This is a genomic window from Brotaphodocola sp. (assembly GCF_050873065.1).
In the GTDB taxonomy this organism is placed as follows: Bacteria; Bacillota; Clostridia; order Lachnospirales; family Lachnospiraceae; genus Brotaphodocola.
The window spans coordinates 1-15,038 of record NZ_JBNMIC010000052.1 but is presented as its reverse complement, the minus strand read 5'-3'; the positions used below and the strand labels follow the sequence as shown (position 1 = coordinate 15,038).

Below are 15,038 nucleotides of genomic sequence, written 5' to 3'. Positions count from 1 at the left end.
GAATATATCAATAATCAAAAAAATAAATGATTTAAAATATTTTAAGATCATTACGCATTCACCCACGTCTGATCCGGTTGGTCAGGCGTGGTACTCTGCGATTTTGATAGAATTTATTATAGCACTTTCCTGCTTGCTCTTAAAAGAGTGTGATAGTATAATGTGTGATAAGTTATCGTATATAGGTAGGAATTTTTTGAACTGAAAATTCCGTATGATACAGGGATAACACGGCTGTGCGATATCTGATTTGGAGATTTCGTGTCGGATTTCGTGCGGGCGACAGGCTTGAGCCGGAAAGACAGACCGACCCAGCGGAAAAAACATAGATATTTGACAGGAGAAAACAATTATGAAATTTGCAAAACGTATGGAGCGGTTTGGAGAAGGTATTTTTTCTCAGCTTGCAGAAAAGAAACAGAAAAAACTTGCGGAGGGGGCAGAGGTTGTGGATTTAAGCATCGGAGCACCGAATATTCCTCCGGCAAAGCACATTCTCGATGCACTCTGCGAGGCAGCAGCAGACAAAAACAACTATATTTACGCGATCAACGATCAGAAAGCACTCTTGGAGGCAGTTTCCGGATGGTATGAGCGCCGCTATGGCGTGGAGTTAGATTCGCAGACCGAGATCTGTTCTCTGCTCGGTTCCCAGGAGGGACTTGCCCATATTGCGCTTTCGATTGTCGATGAAGGAGACCTTGTTCTCGTTCCGGATCCGTGTTATCCGGTGTTTGCGGACGGTCCTCAGCTTGCAGGGGCAGAGCTCTACTACATGCCTCAGAAAAAGGAGAACGGTTACATCATCCAGCTCTCTGAGATTCCGGAAGAAGTTGCACAGAGAGCAAAATTCATGGTGGTTTCCTATCCGAACAACCCTACTGCAGTCATGGCACCGGATTCTTTTTATGAAGAACTGATTGCATTTGCGAAGAAATATGATATCATTGTTCTTCATGACAATGCATACAGTGAGCTGGTGTTTGACGGAAAGCACTGCGGAAGTTTTCTTCGCTTCCCGGGAGCGAGAGAGGTCGGTGTCGAGTTCAACTCTCTCTCTAAGACATATGGACTTGCAGGAGCGCGAATCGGCTTCTGCGTGGGAAATAAGGAAGTGGTCTCTCATCTGAAGACACTGAAATCAAACATGGATTACGGAATGTTCCTTCCGATCCAGCAGGCGGCGATTGCGGCAATCACCGGAGATCAGGCCTGTGTCGCAGTCACCCGTGCGGCTTATGAGAAACGCCGTGATGTGCTCTGCGATGGTTTAAATGAGATCGGCTGGAAGATGAGAAAGCCGGAGGCAACCATGTTTGTCTGGGCACCGATTCCGGCAGGCTTTACCTCCTCCGCAGAGTTTGCGATGGAACTGGTGGACCGCTGTGGCGTGCTTGTGACACCGGGCAGTGCGTTCGGACCGTCGGGAGAGGGCCATGTGCGGATGGCACTTGTCCAGGATGAGCCGGAACTGAAAAAGGCGATTGAGGCGATTGACCGGAGTGGAATCCTGAAAAAATAGGATACGGAAAACAGAGAACAGAAAACAGGGTGCACAGACGGCAGGTTCGCTTTGACAAAGGAAAATGAGGCAGACAGAATGATGAGACAGAATTACAAGATGATCCTTCAGTATGAGGGAACCCGTTATAATGGATGGCAGAGACAGGGAAACACATCCGACACGATTCAGGGAAAAATAGAGGCAGTGCTTGGCAGAATGGCAGGAGAGCCGGTCGAGATTCACGGTTCCGGAAGGACCGATGCCGGGGTACACGCAGCCGGTCAGGTCGCGAATTTCTATCTTCCGGGGGAACTTGAGATTCCCTCGGTGCCGGAAATTGGAAAATGTGCCGGGGCGACCCGCGTGGATCAAATCCGGGAGTATCTCAACGCCTATCTTCCGGAGGATATTGCCGTGCTCTCCGTCGAGGAGGCGCCGGAGCGATTCCACAGCCGTCTGAATGCAGTGAAAAAAGTGTATGCATATCGGATTGAGACGGGAAGACGAAAAAATGTCTTTCTTCGCAGGACGATGTATGGACTTGGACAACCCCTTGATCTGGACGCGATGGAGCAGGCGGCGCTGATGCTGATCGGAACACATGATTTTAAGAGTTTTTGCGGCAATAAGAAAATGAAGAAATCGACGGTGAGAACAATCTACTCAATCGATATCCGGCAGGATTTCGGGACTGGCGGGGTGACACTTCGCTTTACCGGAAACGGTTTTCTCCAGAACATGGTTCGGATTCTGACGGGAACCCTGATTGAGGTGGGGCTGCACAAGCGCTCCTGGCAGTCGATGCGGGATGTCCTTGAGGCGCAGGACAGACAGGCAGCGGGATTTACCGCTCCGGCGGAGGGACTCTGCCTCGAACACGTTTTTTATTAAGAAAGCATTGCATAGAAGGAAAAAATGACAGAACTGCTTGTTAGATTATTTGTAAAAGATTATGAAAAGACAGACTGCGCCACCGTTCGTGCATCATATGGAGTGATGGCGAGTCTGGTTGGAATCTGCTGCAATCTCTTCCTGTTTGCGTCGAAGATGGCAGCAGGTTTTTTGACGGGAAGTATTTCGATCATGGCGGATGCATTCAATAACCTGTCGGATGCGGCTTCCTCGATTATCGGCTTTGTCGGGGTGAAGATGGCGCAGAAACCGCCGGATAAGGAGCACCCGTTCGGCCATGGAAGGATCGAGTACATTTCTGCTTTTATCGTTGCATTCATCGTCGTCCAGGTGGGATTTTCCCTCTTTAAGACCTCGGTCGACAAAGTGATCCATCCGGAGAACTTGTCGTTCAGCAGGATCTCGATCGCGATTCTTGTTCTCTCGATCGGGGTAAAACTCTGGATGGCGCTGTTTAACCGGACGCTCGGGAACCGCATTCACTCGACGGTGATGCTGGCGACTTCTGCCGATTCGCTCGGCGATGTGGCGGCGACTTCCTCGACGATTTTTTCGATGATGGTTTATGGAATCTGGAAAGTCAACATCGATGGACTTGTCGGAGTTGTGGTGTCGGTGCTCGTTCTGATTGCCGGAGTCAACATTGCAAAAGAGACGCTTGAACCGCTGATCGGCGGGGCGATTGATCCAAAGCTCTACAAAAAGATTTCCGATTTCGTCGGAAAATATCACGGGATTCTGGGAACGCATGATCTGATCGTGCACAATTACGGACCGGACCGGAGCATGGCATCGATCCATGTTGAGGTGGCGGATGATGTGCCGATCGAGACGACGCACACGATTGTGGACAAGATCGAGAGAGATGCCTATCGGGAGCTCGGCGTGATGTTAGTCATTCACATGGACCCGGTGGATCTCCACAATACCCGTGCGAGAGAACTCAAGGAGAAGACGATTGAGATCATAAACGGCCTAGATTCGAGACTCAGCATTCACGATTTCCGGCTTGTCGAGGGAACAAAGAGAAGAAATCTGATTTTTGATCTTGTCGTGCCGAGAGATTACACAGAGCAGATGGAACATGCATTAAAAGAGCAGATCTGTCAGAAAATATTAGAGCAGGATAAAACTGCATATTGTATGATTCATATGGAGCACAGCTACGAGGATGACGATCCCGATCCGCGCGGCGAATGAAAATAAGTTCCGGAAAAATGCAATAAGACAGAGTTTTCCTGCATTAAATGATTAGAAAGGGAATCCGATTGAGCGACGAAGAACTTTTGATACGGGTCAGCCTCGGGGACAAAGAGGCATTTCATCAACTCTATCAGAATACAGACAGGGCTGTATACAGTTTTATCCTTTCCATCATCAAGAATCCTCAGGATGCGGAGGAAGTCATGCAGGAGACTTACATGAAAGTGTGGACTTCGGCGTCTTCCTACCAGTCACAGGGAAAACCGTTGGCGTGGATTTTTACGATTGCAAGGAATCTCTGCTATATGAAGTTTCGCGATCAGAAAAAGATTGCAGATGTGGGACTGGATGAACTGATGGGCGAGGAGACAGGGGAACTCTGCCTTCCGATTGAAAATATGGCAGATGCGATGGTCCTGAAAGCCGCATTCGAAATTTTGAAGGAGGAGGAGCGCCAGATTGTGCTTCTCCATGCGGGCGCCGGGCTGAAACATCGCGAAATTGCGGCGGATTTGAAGATGCCGCTTCCGACTGTGCTGTCAAAGTATAATCGCGCGGTTCGGAAATTAAAACAATATCTGAGAGAGGAGTGAGGACGGTGAAGCAGGAAACGGACAGGCAGAAGCAGAGCAGAATCAGCGGTGATATCAGTGATATCAGACGTGCTGGGTCAGATCATGCTGCCGGGTGGACAACCGGTCAGATTGAGAGCCATTTAAGATCCGCTGTCGGCGGACTCACTCCAGATCTTTTTGACCGCCTTGATTTATCGGTTCCTCAGGATCCGGTACCGAGGGTGATCACTCCGATTGCCTCTGTGCAGACGGCATCGCGGGATGAGGTGGCGTCAGAAGAGGGGAATAAAAAAACAATTCTTCGATTTGAGCGGCATCTGCGCCGGACGGCAGCGACAGCGGCCGCTTTTCTGTTCCTTTTGACAGCCGGAGGAGGCGCTTTGCAGTACCATGCCCGGAATGTGCGCGTGGATTCGGTCATCGGGATTGATGTCAATCCGAGTGTAGAGCTTTCGATCAATCAGAAGAGCCGGATTCTGACGGCGGAAGCACTCAATGAGGACGCAAAAGAGATTCTCTCCGACATGGATTTAAAGGGAGTGGATTTAAACGTGGCAGTCAATGCCGTCATCGGTTCGATGGTAACGCACGGCTATCTCGATGAGACAGAGAATGCGATTCTTGTGACTGTCAACAACGACAGTGTGAGCAAGGCGTCAAAACTTCGCAGCAGTGTCGTCGGGGATATTGAGACGACGCTAAGGGAGCACCAGGTTCAGGCGGTGGTCTACGACCAGCAGGCAGCGCCCGAGGATGACGAGGTGAGTGAGCTTGCGAAAGAGTATGGAATTTCCTATGGAAAGGCCTATTTCTTGAAGGAGTTGATTGCACAGAACAAGAATCTCACCATGGATGACATGAAGCGTTTTTCGACGATGACGATGGAAGAGATCGCAGCGCAGATCAACGAGGAGTCACTTGCACTCGGCGAGAAGGCAGAGCAGGCGAAGGAGACGGAATCAGAAACCGAGACATCACAGACGGCTCAGGCAGAGGAGACACAGACCGGGACGGCACAGTCACAGGAGAGTGTCCCGGAGATGGAAGTAGAAGAATCTAAGAGCGAACAGACGGCATCGCCGACACAGCCAGCTTCCTCGGCGGCAGCTGAGACTGAGGCGACAACTTCGGGTGCGGAAGACGAGGAAGATGTGATCGAGGATGACGGAGTCGAGATCGACTATGCTGAGTGGGAGGATGACCAGATCTTTGTCTACTTTGCAACGTTTGTGAAGTGGAAGAATCCGACGGTTCTGATCCGCGATGAGGATGGCAATCATTACCCGGCATATGTGGATGACACCTCGAAAGATGAGTGTGTGATCTCGGCGGAGGGTCTGGAAGGCGGAAAGACGTACACCTTTGTGCTCGGCGGTCTGACCCCGAGAGAAGGAAAACATGCGACGACGGTGACCGGAACGTTTGAGAAGCCGGAGATCGCCGAGGATGCGATGGATGATCCGGATGAGGACGAGGAGGAAGAGGAGGAGATCTCTCCTTCTTCAAAATCGGATAAGGAGTCGGGAAGTTCGCAGGCGGAATCTTCTAAAGAGTCGGAAGAATCCTCGGGAGATTCCGGGAAAGAGACGGCGGACAAAGACTCGAAGCAGGAAACAGTGGAAGAAAAGAAAATAGAAAAGAATTGATCTTTGAGCATTTTAAAAGAAGCGGGGGAGCGTCGCCGGCGCTTCCTCGATCGCTAAAAAAGAGCGTTAAAAATAAAATCGAAAAAAATAAAAAAAACGCTTGACGTTTTTGAAGTTATCATATATAATAATCTTCGTTGCAGTGATGGGCTATCGCCAAATGGTAAGGCAACGGACTCTGACTCCGTCATTTTCAAGGTTCGAATCCTTGTAGCCCAGTTCAAAAACTTCATATTGGTTTTTGTTTCTTATTGGGCTATCGCCAAATGGTAAGGCAACGGACTCTGACTCCGTCATTTTCAAGGTTCGAATCCTTGTAGCCCAGCGCTGAGAGAAAGATCTTCAGTTTTCGGACTGAGGATCTTTTTTTGTGTGATAGAAAGTTGCGTCTTTTTTGTCTTGTTTTTGCTGTGAGTTTTGTTTTTTGTTGAAAGCGCTTACAAAATGCACTTTATTTTCAGTACTTTGTTCCATTGAATAATGATTATGGAATCGCTTATAATGGGAGATACAGGCGGAGACGCGGGGGCGTATTCCTGCAAAAGACAAGTATGGAGGATGAGAGAGTGGATATTCGCTATTCTGCAAACCAGAGAGATTTCAAACGTTATACAACAGAAGAGACGAGAAAAGAGTTTCTGATTGAGAATTTATATGTGCCGAATGAGGTTGTTGCGGTATACTCCCATGTGGATCGTATGGTAACGCTCGGATGCATGCCGACGACGGAGACAGTTTCGATCGACAAGGGCATCGACATCTGGAAGAACTTCGGTACCCAGTATTTCCTTGAGCGCCGTGAGATCGGTATCTTCAACATCGGCGGAGCAGGAAGCATCACTGCAGACGGCGAGACGTTCAAGATGGGATATAAGGACTGCCTTTACATCACAAAGGGAACAAAAGAGGTATTCTTCGCGAGCGAAGATCCGGAGAATCCGGCAAAGTTCTACATGGTAAGTGCACCGGCGCACAAGGCATGCAAGACAACCTTCATTCCGATTGAGAAGGCTGCAAAGAGACCGATCGGTGCGATGGAGACTTCCAACAAGCGCGTGATCAACCAGTTTATCCATCCGGATGTGCTGGAGACCTGTCAGCTGTCCATGGGCATGACGGTTCTTGAGCCGGGCAGTGTATGGAACACGATGCCGGCACACACACACGAGAGAAGAATGGAGATCTACATGTACTTCGAGATTCCGGAGAACAACGTGGTCTTCCACATGATGGGTGAGGGTCAGGAAACCCGCCACATCGTGATGCAGAATGAGCAGGCAGTTATCAGCCCGTCCTGGAGCATCCACTCCGGAGCTGGCACAAGCAACTATACCTTTATCTGGGCAATGGGCGGAGAGAACCAGGCATTCGATGATATGGATACGATTCCGACCACAGAGCTGAGATAAAAAAGTGATTCCGGATGGAATCGGAATCTGTGAGAGTATTTTGACGATTGGATTTTCAGAGATTTAACAGGAGGAGAGAACCATGATTTTAGATAACGCAAAGAACATTGATTTTTACCGCACTCTGGGCATTGAGGGACGCTACGCAAAGGCAATCGACTTTTTGAAGAGCCATGATCTGGCAACCCTTGAGGATGGAAAGTACGAGATCGACGGAAAGAACGTATATGCAAATGTGATGAGCTACACCACCCTTCCGTGGGAGGAGGCAAAGTATGAGGCTCACCAGAACTACTCCGACATTCAGTATGTGATCTCCGGCGAGGAAGTGATGACCTATGCACCGGCAGAGGAGTTAAATCCGGCTGGACCGTACAATGCAGAGAAGGATGTTGTGAAGTTTGACAACGCCAATCCGGGTCTGAAGGTAACCTGCAAGGCAGGCGATTTCATGATCTTCTTCCCGTGGGATGGCCACAAGCCGAAGGCAGCAGCAGGCGAGCCGTCCATGGTTAAGAAGATTGTCGTAAAGATCTGCGAGAAATAAAGATAACGCAATAAATTCGTTGCCATTTGTGCACGGTATGAACGGCAACAAATAAATTTCGGGTGAGAGGTCGACATTGTGAGACCTCTCATTTCCTTTTTTTGAACATGTTTTTCTTTGAAAAAACGGTTGTGATTCCCGGCGGAATATGCGATAATGTACTGGACTTGACAGAAAGAGGGAAGAAAGCATGTATTCATTTGACAGCCGGGTTCGTTACAGTGAGGTAGACCAGAATCAGGAGCTGACGACGACCGGGATTATCAACTATCTTCAGGACTGTTCGACGTTTCAGTCAGAGGATCTTCATCTCGGCATTGACTATCTGACGGCACATCATAGAGCGTGGTTGCTTTCCTTCTGGCAGATTGTCATTGAACGCTATCCGAGACTTGGCGAACCGATCACGATCAGCACATGGCCGTATGATTTTAAGGGAATCTTCGGATACCGAAATTTCACGATTCGGGATAAGAACGGAGATTACCTTGTGAAAGCAAATTCACACTGGTTCTTTTTTGACACTGAGAAGGGAACTCCTGCGAGAGTGCAGGAGGGAGACATCCGGGGATATGGAGTCGGAAGTGAGGCAAAGTTGGACATGGAGTATGCACCGAGAAGGATTGAGATTCCGAAAGAGTACCGGGAATCCGAACCGGTTCTTGTTGTGCGTCACCATATCGACACGAATCATCACGTCAACAATGCGCAGTATGTGGAGATCGCAAGGGAAGTGCTTCCGGTGGAGATCCAGATCCGGGAGATTCGGGTGGAATACCAGAAGGCTGCGGTGCTCGGAGATGTGATTTATCCGCGGATCAGCGAGGATGGGGAGACGGCGACGGTCGCACTCTGCAACCAGGACGGCGCACCGTATGCTGTTGTATGGTTTAGGTACTGTTCTAGGTAGGTAGTTTCGGAACCGAAACTGCCGTATGATACAGTTGCGGCAGCGGATTTTGCCGATTTGGAATGCGAAGCATCGGCAAAATCGATTACTGGTTGAGCGAAGCGAAAGCAGTAATATGGTTTCGGTACTGTTCTAGGTAGGAATTTTCTGAACTGAAAATTCTGTAAGACACAGCGGCAATGACAGAATGAGGAATAGCAGGAGAGGGTCGTATAAGCGGCCAGAAAGCGAGAATGCAATGATTGAACTTGGAAAGATACAGACACTTACTGTTCTGCGAGAGAAGGCGTTTGGCGTCTATTTAGGACATCAGCAGGATGCAGAGCATGCGGTTCTGCTTCCGCGCAAACAGGTTCCGGAGGGAACCAAGACAGGAGATGAACTGTCTGTGTTTGTGTACAAGGATTCAGAGGACCGCATGATTGCCACAACGGGAACTCCGAAACTTCAGGTGGGTGAGACTGCCGTGCTTGAGGTCAAGGATGTCGCAAAGATCGGTGCATTTCTGGATATGGGACTGGAGAAGGATCTTCTTCTTCCGTTCAAGGAGCAGAATCACCGTGTGGTGAAGGGAGAGAAATGTCTGGTTGCGCTCTACATCGACAAGAGCGGTCGCCTTGCAGCAACCATGAATGTATATCCCTACATGCATGCAGACTCAGAGTATAAAAAAGATGACCGTGTGACCGGAACGATTTACGAGATCAACGAGAATCTCGGAGCTTTTGTTGCGGTTGAGAACCGGTATTACGGTTTGATCCCGAAGCGGGAGCTGTACGGGGATTTCCATCTCGGAGATACCGTTGAGGCGCGCGTGGTGAAAGTCCGTGAGGATGGCAAACTTGATTTGAGCCCGAGACAGAAGGCATATATGCAGATGGATGAGGACGCAAAGCAGGTTCTGAAGGCGATCGACGAGTTTGACGGCGTGCTTCCGTTCAACGATAAGGCACGGCCGGAGACGATTCTGCGCGAGATGAAGATGAGCAAGAATGCCTTTAAGCGCGCAGTGGGACGCCTGTTAAAAGAGGGCAAGATCCGAATTACAGAAAAAACGATTGAGAGAGTGTAACTGTTTCGTGAATAAAAAGAGAAAAACAGTTATCAAAGAATTTAATAGGAGGACGTTTTGGACACTATAGACTACTATAATAAGTATGCATCCAAGATTTTTGAAGATACGGTGGACCGTGATACAGAAGAACTGAGGGAAGAATTTCTGAGCTATTTACAGCCGGGAGATACGATTCTTGATCTGGGCTGTGGCTCAGGAAGAGACAGCCTCGCATTTTACGATCTGGGGTATGACGTGACACCGTTAGATGCATCGGAGGAAATGTGCAAACTTGCAGAGATTCACACAGGACTGGAAGTTCTGCAGATTTCTTATGAAGATATGGAGTTTAATGAAGCTTTTGACGGAGTCTGGGGCTGTGGAGCACTGATCCATGAGCCGGAGGATGAGCTGGAAGGCATTCTGGATAAGATTGCCGATGGACTCTGTCAGAAGGGTGTCCTGTTTCTCTCCTTCCTGGAGGGGGATTTTGAGGGAATCCGAAGCGGACGTTATTTCTGTGAGTACACGGAAGAGCAGCTGGAGCGCATTCTGCGCGAGACCGGCAGATTTGAGATCATCCGTCTGTGGCGCACCGAGGACGAGGAGCATGACGGCGGAGAGCGCTGGCTGAACCTGCTGGCGAGAAAGATCTCATGAAATAGCCAAAAAAACAGAAAAATTTTCTCCGAATCTGTCTGAATTTTGCCAGTTTGTGCAGATTTGAGACAGGAAATTGTACAAGGAACGGTACACGAACTTGGGCGAGATTCACAAACTTTTCGTGCCAATGCGGGGATGAGAGTGGTTTTGAGGCAAAGTTTATCGAATTTTTACAGTAAAATCAGGCGGATTTCCGCCTGATTTTGTTATTTACAGCACTTTTTAAATTAGTTAAGCAATTCTGACAAAAAGCGGAAAAGCAATTTGGATATTCGGCACATGGAAGAAAAAGAGGAGATATTGTATGATAGGACCATCAACCGATGAGCTGTAAAACAGCTGGTTTGCCCGTGGCATGATGGATAAAATGGGGAGATCCGAAGTCACACAGGCAGAAATAGCAGGAGGACAATATAATGGCAAGTTTATCACTGAGACATGTAACCAAAGCATATCCGAACGGATTTGTTGCAGTAAAAGATTTTAACCTGGAAATCGCAGACAAGGAGTTCATCATCTTCGTAGGACCGTCCGGATGCGGTAAGTCCACCACCCTTCGTATGATCGCAGGTCTGGAAGACATCTCTTCCGGTGAGCTGTATATCGACGGCAAGCTTGTAAATGATGTAGAGCCGAAGGATCGTGATATCGCAATGGTATTCCAGAACTACGCTCTGTATCCGCATATGACCGTATATGACAACATGGCATTTGGTCTGAAGCTGAGAAAGACTCCGAAGGATCAGATTGATAAACTGGTTCAGGAAGCAGCAAGAATCCTGGATCTGTCCCATCTGCTTGACCGTAAGCCGAAGGCTCTGTCCGGTGGTCAGAGACAGCGAGTTGCAATGGGCCGTGCAATCGTTCGTAACCCGAAAGTATTCCTGATGGATGAGCCGCTGTCCAACCTGGATGCGAAGCTGAGAGGCCAGATGCGTATCGAGATCTCCAAGCTGCATCAGAGACTGCAGGCAACCATCATCTATGTAACCCATGACCAGACCGAGGCTATGACCTTAGGAACCAGAATCGTTGTCATGAAGGACGGCGTGGTTCAGCAGGTAGATTCTCCGCAGAACCTGTATGATAAGCCATGCAACAAGTTCGTTGCCGGATTCATCGGCGCTCCGCAGATGAACCTGATCGATGCTGTTGTCGGCAAGGCTGGCTCCGATGTGACCCTGACCTTTGACAACCACACCATCACCGTACCGGCTGAGAAAGGCAAAGTTCTGGATCAGAAGGGATATGTTGGAAAGACCGTTACTCTTGGTATCCGTCCGGAGGATCTGCATGATGACGAGGCATTCCTCGCAGCATCTCCGAAGAGCGTGATCGAGGCTACGATCCGTGTATACGAGCTGCTTGGTGCAGAGGTATATCTGTACTTTGACATCAACGATACGAACTGCACTGCACGTGTAAAACCGAACACAACCGCAAGACCGGGTGATGTGATCAAACTGGCTCTGGATCTGGAGAAGATTCACGTATTCGATAAGGAGACTGAGCAGGTAATCGTTAACTAGGATACTGTTTAAAACAGGCGTAAATTTAAGATTTCTGAATCTTTTATAAAAAGAGCAGGCAAGTGTGATACTTGCTTGCTTTTTTTATTATTTTGCATTAAGATATAGGCTAAGGAAAGTTTCTTTTTGTCAGGATACAGGGACAAAAAAAACCTCATGGCTTCAAAAATGCAGCGTATCTGTGCGAGGTTTTCTCACAGCCGGCGCAAAATGTGCAGACTGACGGAACAGTTACCATGCAACAAAATATAGAATAAGGAGCGTGTGTTATGATTTCAAATCAGATTCTTCAGAACACGATTGACGGATTAAAAGGCATTACCAGAATCGATCTCTGTATTTGTGATACAGAAGGAAAAGTGCTGGCTTCCACATTCCCGGATGCGGAGGAGTATGAGAGCTCCATTCTCTCCTTCGTGGATTCCCCGGCAGACAGCCAGGTGGTACAGGGATATCAGTTTTTCAAGGTATTTGATGAGCATCAGCTCGAGTACATCCTTCTCGCGCGCGGCGGAAGTGATGACGTATATATGGTAGGAAAGCTGGCTGCTTTCCAGATCCAGAATCTTCTTGTCGCATACAAGGAGCGCTTTGACAAGGACAACTTTATCAAGAACCTTCTTCTTGATAACCTCCTTCTGGTTGACATTTACAACCGCGCAAAGAAACTTCACATTGAGACGAATGTGAAGAGAGTGGTCTTCCTGATTGAGACCAAGCATGAGAAGGATGTCAATGCACTTGAGACTGTCCGCAGCCTCTTTGCGGCAAAGACAAAGGACTTCATCACGGCAGTTGATGAGAAGAACATCATTCTCGTCAAGGAAGTCAAGGCAGGAGAGAATTACGAGGATCTCGAGAAGACCGCCAATATGATTCTCGACATGCTCAACACCGAGGCGATGACAAAAGTTCATGTCGCTTTCGGTACGATTGTCGGAGACATCAAGGAAGTATCCCGTTCTTATAAGGAAGCAAAGATGGCACTCGATGTCGGAAAGATCTTTTACAGCAGCAAGAATGTCGTTGCCTACAACCGTCTGGGAATCGGCCGTCTGATCTATCAGCTTCCGCTTCCGCTGTGCCGGATGTTCATCAAGGAGATCTTCGAGGGCAAATCCCCGGATGAGTTCGATGAGGAGACTCTGACCACGATCAACAAGTTCTTTGAGAACAGCCTGAATGTATCTGAGACCTCCAGACAGCTTTACATCCACAGAAATACTCTGGTATATCGTCTGGATAAGCTCCAGAAGAGCACCGGTCTGGACCTGCGCGTATTCGAGGATGCGATCACGTTCAAGATTGCTCTGATGGTTGTAAAATATATGAAGTATATGGAGAGCCTGGATTATTAATTATGATTGAGATTCAGAATGTGTGCAAGACCTATGAAAACGGAAGCAGAGCTCTGCGAAACATCAACATCGAGATTGAGGATGGGGAGTTCGTCTTTATTATGGGACGAAGCGGTTCTGGAAAGACGACGCTGTTCAAACTTCTGATGAAGGAGACAGAACTGACTTCCGGAAAGATTCTTGTAAACGATATGGATCTGCAGAAAATGCCGAGGCGTTATGTTCCGAAATACCGGAGAAAACTGGGAGTCGTTTTTCAGGACTTCCGTCTCCTCCGGGACCGGAATGTCTTTGAGAATGTAGCGTTTGCCCAGCGGGTTGTCGGAGCGTCGACGAGAAGCATCCGCCAGTCCGTGCCGGAGATGCTTAAACTGGTGGGGCTTTCTTCCAAATATAAGTCTCTGCCGCAGCAGCTTTCAGGAGGAGAACAGCAGAGAGTTGCAATTGCGCGCGCGCTGATCAACCGGCCGGAAGTGCTGCTTGCGGATGAACCTACCGGAAATCTCGACCAGGAGAATGCGATCGAGATTATGAAACTGCTCGAGCAGATTAACCAGCTTGGAACGACTGTTGTGGTGATTACGCACAGTCAGGAGATTGTCTCCCGGATGGGCAAGCGTATCATCAAACTGGAAAAGGGACAGATTGTCAGCGACAGCAAAGCGAAGGGGCAGGCAGATTCATGAGAATTAGTACATTTTTTTATTGTCTGAAACAGGGTGTAAAGAATATATGCAGGAATATCTGGTTTTCGCTTGCGTCTGTGGCGACGATTGCTGCATGTATTTTTTTATTTTGCCTGTTTTTTTCCATTGTGGCAAATGTTCAGTACATGGTCCACAATGTGGAGAGCACAGTGGGAATCACGGTGCTGTTTGATGAAAATCTGACGGAAGATCAGATTAAGGAGATCGGAACGGAGATCGCCGCGCGCCCGGAGATCCGGTCGATGAAATTTGTGTCGGCGCAGGAGGCGTGGGATTCCTTTAAGAAACAGTATTTTGAGGGAATGGAGGAACTCGCTGACGGATTTGAGCAGGACAACCCGCTCGCGGGGTCTTCTTCCTATGAGATTTATTTGAACGATTTGTCAGAGCAGCCGCAGGTTGTGGCGTATCTTCAGGGAATTGAGGGAGTCCGTCAGGTGAATTATTCGAACACCGCAGCGGCGGGACTGACGAGTTTCAACAAGATGGTGGGACTGCTCTCCTTAGTGATTATTGCAGTTCTTCTCGCCGTCTCGGTCTTCCTGATTAACAACACGATCTCGGTTGCCGCGGCTTTCCGCAAGCAGGAGAGTCAGATCATGCGGCTGATCGGAGCGACGAATTTTATGATCCGCGCACCGTTCATTGTTGAGGGTGTGCTGATCGGACTGGCGGGAGCGGTGATTCCTCTTGCGGCGATGTTTTTTCTGTACACGAAATCTGTGGTTTATCTGATGGATCGCTTCCGGATTCTGTCAAATATGTTTTACTTTATTCCGGTGCAGGAGATCTATCCGATCATGATCCTTGTGGCACTCGTGCTCGGAGTTGGAATTGGATTTTTTGGAAGCTTCTTTACAATCCGCAAATATCTGCGAGTATGAATTACCACGTCTGAAGTCTCCGTTTCCTACGCCATCAGGCGTGGTTTCTGAAAGACTACGATAAGTGGCTTATGGCTATTCACAAAGCCCTATCCCAATGGGATTACTTTTAAGCGACTGTTTGACGCAAAGTATGT

General features: G+C 48.5%; 14 protein-coding genes and 2 tRNA genes. All 16 read left to right on the top strand.

Going from position 1 to position 15,038, the window contains the following annotated elements:
- Positions 1-352 precede the first annotated feature (352 nt).
- A complete protein-coding gene (locus tag ACR0QE_RS11255) occupies positions 353-1,522 on the top strand; it encodes an aminotransferase class I/II-fold pyridoxal phosphate-dependent enzyme (protein WP_432628445.1) in 1,170 nt (389 codons plus the stop codon).
- A gap of 78 nt (positions 1,523-1,600) precedes the next feature.
- The gene (gene truA / locus ACR0QE_RS11250; protein WP_432628444.1) at positions 1,601-2,395 is read left to right on the top strand and encodes a tRNA pseudouridine(38-40) synthase TruA; all 795 of its coding nucleotides are present in this window, start codon (positions 1,601-1,603) and stop codon (positions 2,393-2,395) included.
- A gap of 24 nt (positions 2,396-2,419) precedes the next feature.
- The gene (locus ACR0QE_RS11245) at positions 2,420-3,616 is read left to right on the top strand and encodes a cation diffusion facilitator family transporter (protein ID WP_432628443.1); all 1,197 of its coding nucleotides are present in this window, start codon (positions 2,420-2,422) and stop codon (positions 3,614-3,616) included.
- Between the two features lie 47 nt (positions 3,617-3,663).
- Positions 3,664-4,212 carry an RNA polymerase sigma factor gene (locus ACR0QE_RS11240; protein WP_432628442.1) on the top strand — a complete coding sequence of 183 codons (549 nt, stop codon included), beginning with the start codon at positions 3,664-3,666 and terminating at the stop codon, positions 4,210-4,212.
- Between the two features lie 5 nt (positions 4,213-4,217).
- Positions 4,218-5,840, top strand: coding sequence for an anti-sigma-I factor RsgI family protein (locus tag ACR0QE_RS11235; protein ID WP_432628441.1), 1,623 nt, complete (start codon positions 4,218-4,220; stop codon positions 5,838-5,840).
- Between the two features lie 146 nt (positions 5,841-5,986).
- A tRNA-Gln gene (locus ACR0QE_RS11230) sits at positions 5,987-6,059 on the top strand.
- 33 nt (positions 6,060-6,092) lie between these two features.
- Positions 6,093-6,165 (top strand) — tRNA-Gln (locus ACR0QE_RS11225).
- 241 nt (positions 6,166-6,406) lie between these two features.
- On the top strand, positions 6,407-7,249 hold the full coding sequence (kduI, locus tag ACR0QE_RS11220) for a 5-dehydro-4-deoxy-D-glucuronate isomerase (RefSeq protein WP_432628440.1): 843 nt from the start codon (positions 6,407-6,409) through the stop codon (positions 7,247-7,249).
- Positions 7,250-7,331: 82 nt separating this feature from the next.
- Positions 7,332-7,796 (top strand): YhcH/YjgK/YiaL family protein, encoded by a 465-nt coding sequence (locus ACR0QE_RS11215; protein ID WP_177976614.1) that lies wholly within the window; start codon positions 7,332-7,334, stop codon positions 7,794-7,796.
- Between the two features lie 190 nt (positions 7,797-7,986).
- Positions 7,987-8,706 carry an acyl-[acyl-carrier-protein] thioesterase gene (locus ACR0QE_RS11210; RefSeq protein ID WP_432628439.1) on the top strand — a complete coding sequence of 240 codons (720 nt, stop codon included), beginning with the start codon at positions 7,987-7,989 and terminating at the stop codon, positions 8,704-8,706.
- Between the two features lie 238 nt (positions 8,707-8,944).
- Positions 8,945-9,778 (top strand): CvfB family protein, encoded by an 834-nt coding sequence (locus tag ACR0QE_RS11205; protein ID WP_432628438.1) that lies wholly within the window; start codon positions 8,945-8,947, stop codon positions 9,776-9,778.
- A gap of 57 nt (positions 9,779-9,835) precedes the next feature.
- Positions 9,836-10,420: a class I SAM-dependent methyltransferase gene (locus tag ACR0QE_RS11200; protein ID WP_432628437.1), complete on the top strand. Its 585-nt coding sequence runs from the start codon at positions 9,836-9,838 to the stop codon at positions 10,418-10,420.
- A gap of 419 nt (positions 10,421-10,839) precedes the next feature.
- A complete protein-coding gene (locus ACR0QE_RS11195) occupies positions 10,840-11,952 on the top strand; it encodes an ABC transporter ATP-binding protein (protein ID WP_432628436.1) in 1,113 nt (370 codons plus the stop codon).
- Positions 11,953-12,221: 269 nt separating this feature from the next.
- The gene (locus tag ACR0QE_RS11190) at positions 12,222-13,310 is read left to right on the top strand and encodes a PucR family transcriptional regulator (protein WP_432628435.1); all 1,089 of its coding nucleotides are present in this window, start codon (positions 12,222-12,224) and stop codon (positions 13,308-13,310) included.
- A gap of 2 nt (positions 13,311-13,312) precedes the next feature.
- On the top strand, positions 13,313-13,996 hold the full coding sequence (ftsE, locus tag ACR0QE_RS11185) for a cell division ATP-binding protein FtsE (protein ID WP_432628434.1): 684 nt from the start codon (positions 13,313-13,315) through the stop codon (positions 13,994-13,996).
- Positions 13,993-14,901 (top strand): permease-like cell division protein FtsX, encoded by a 909-nt coding sequence (ftsX, locus tag ACR0QE_RS11180; protein WP_432628433.1) that lies wholly within the window; start codon positions 13,993-13,995, stop codon positions 14,899-14,901. Before ftsE ends, ftsX begins: the two co-directional genes overlap by 4 nt.
- Positions 14,902-15,038: the final 137 nt, after the last annotated feature.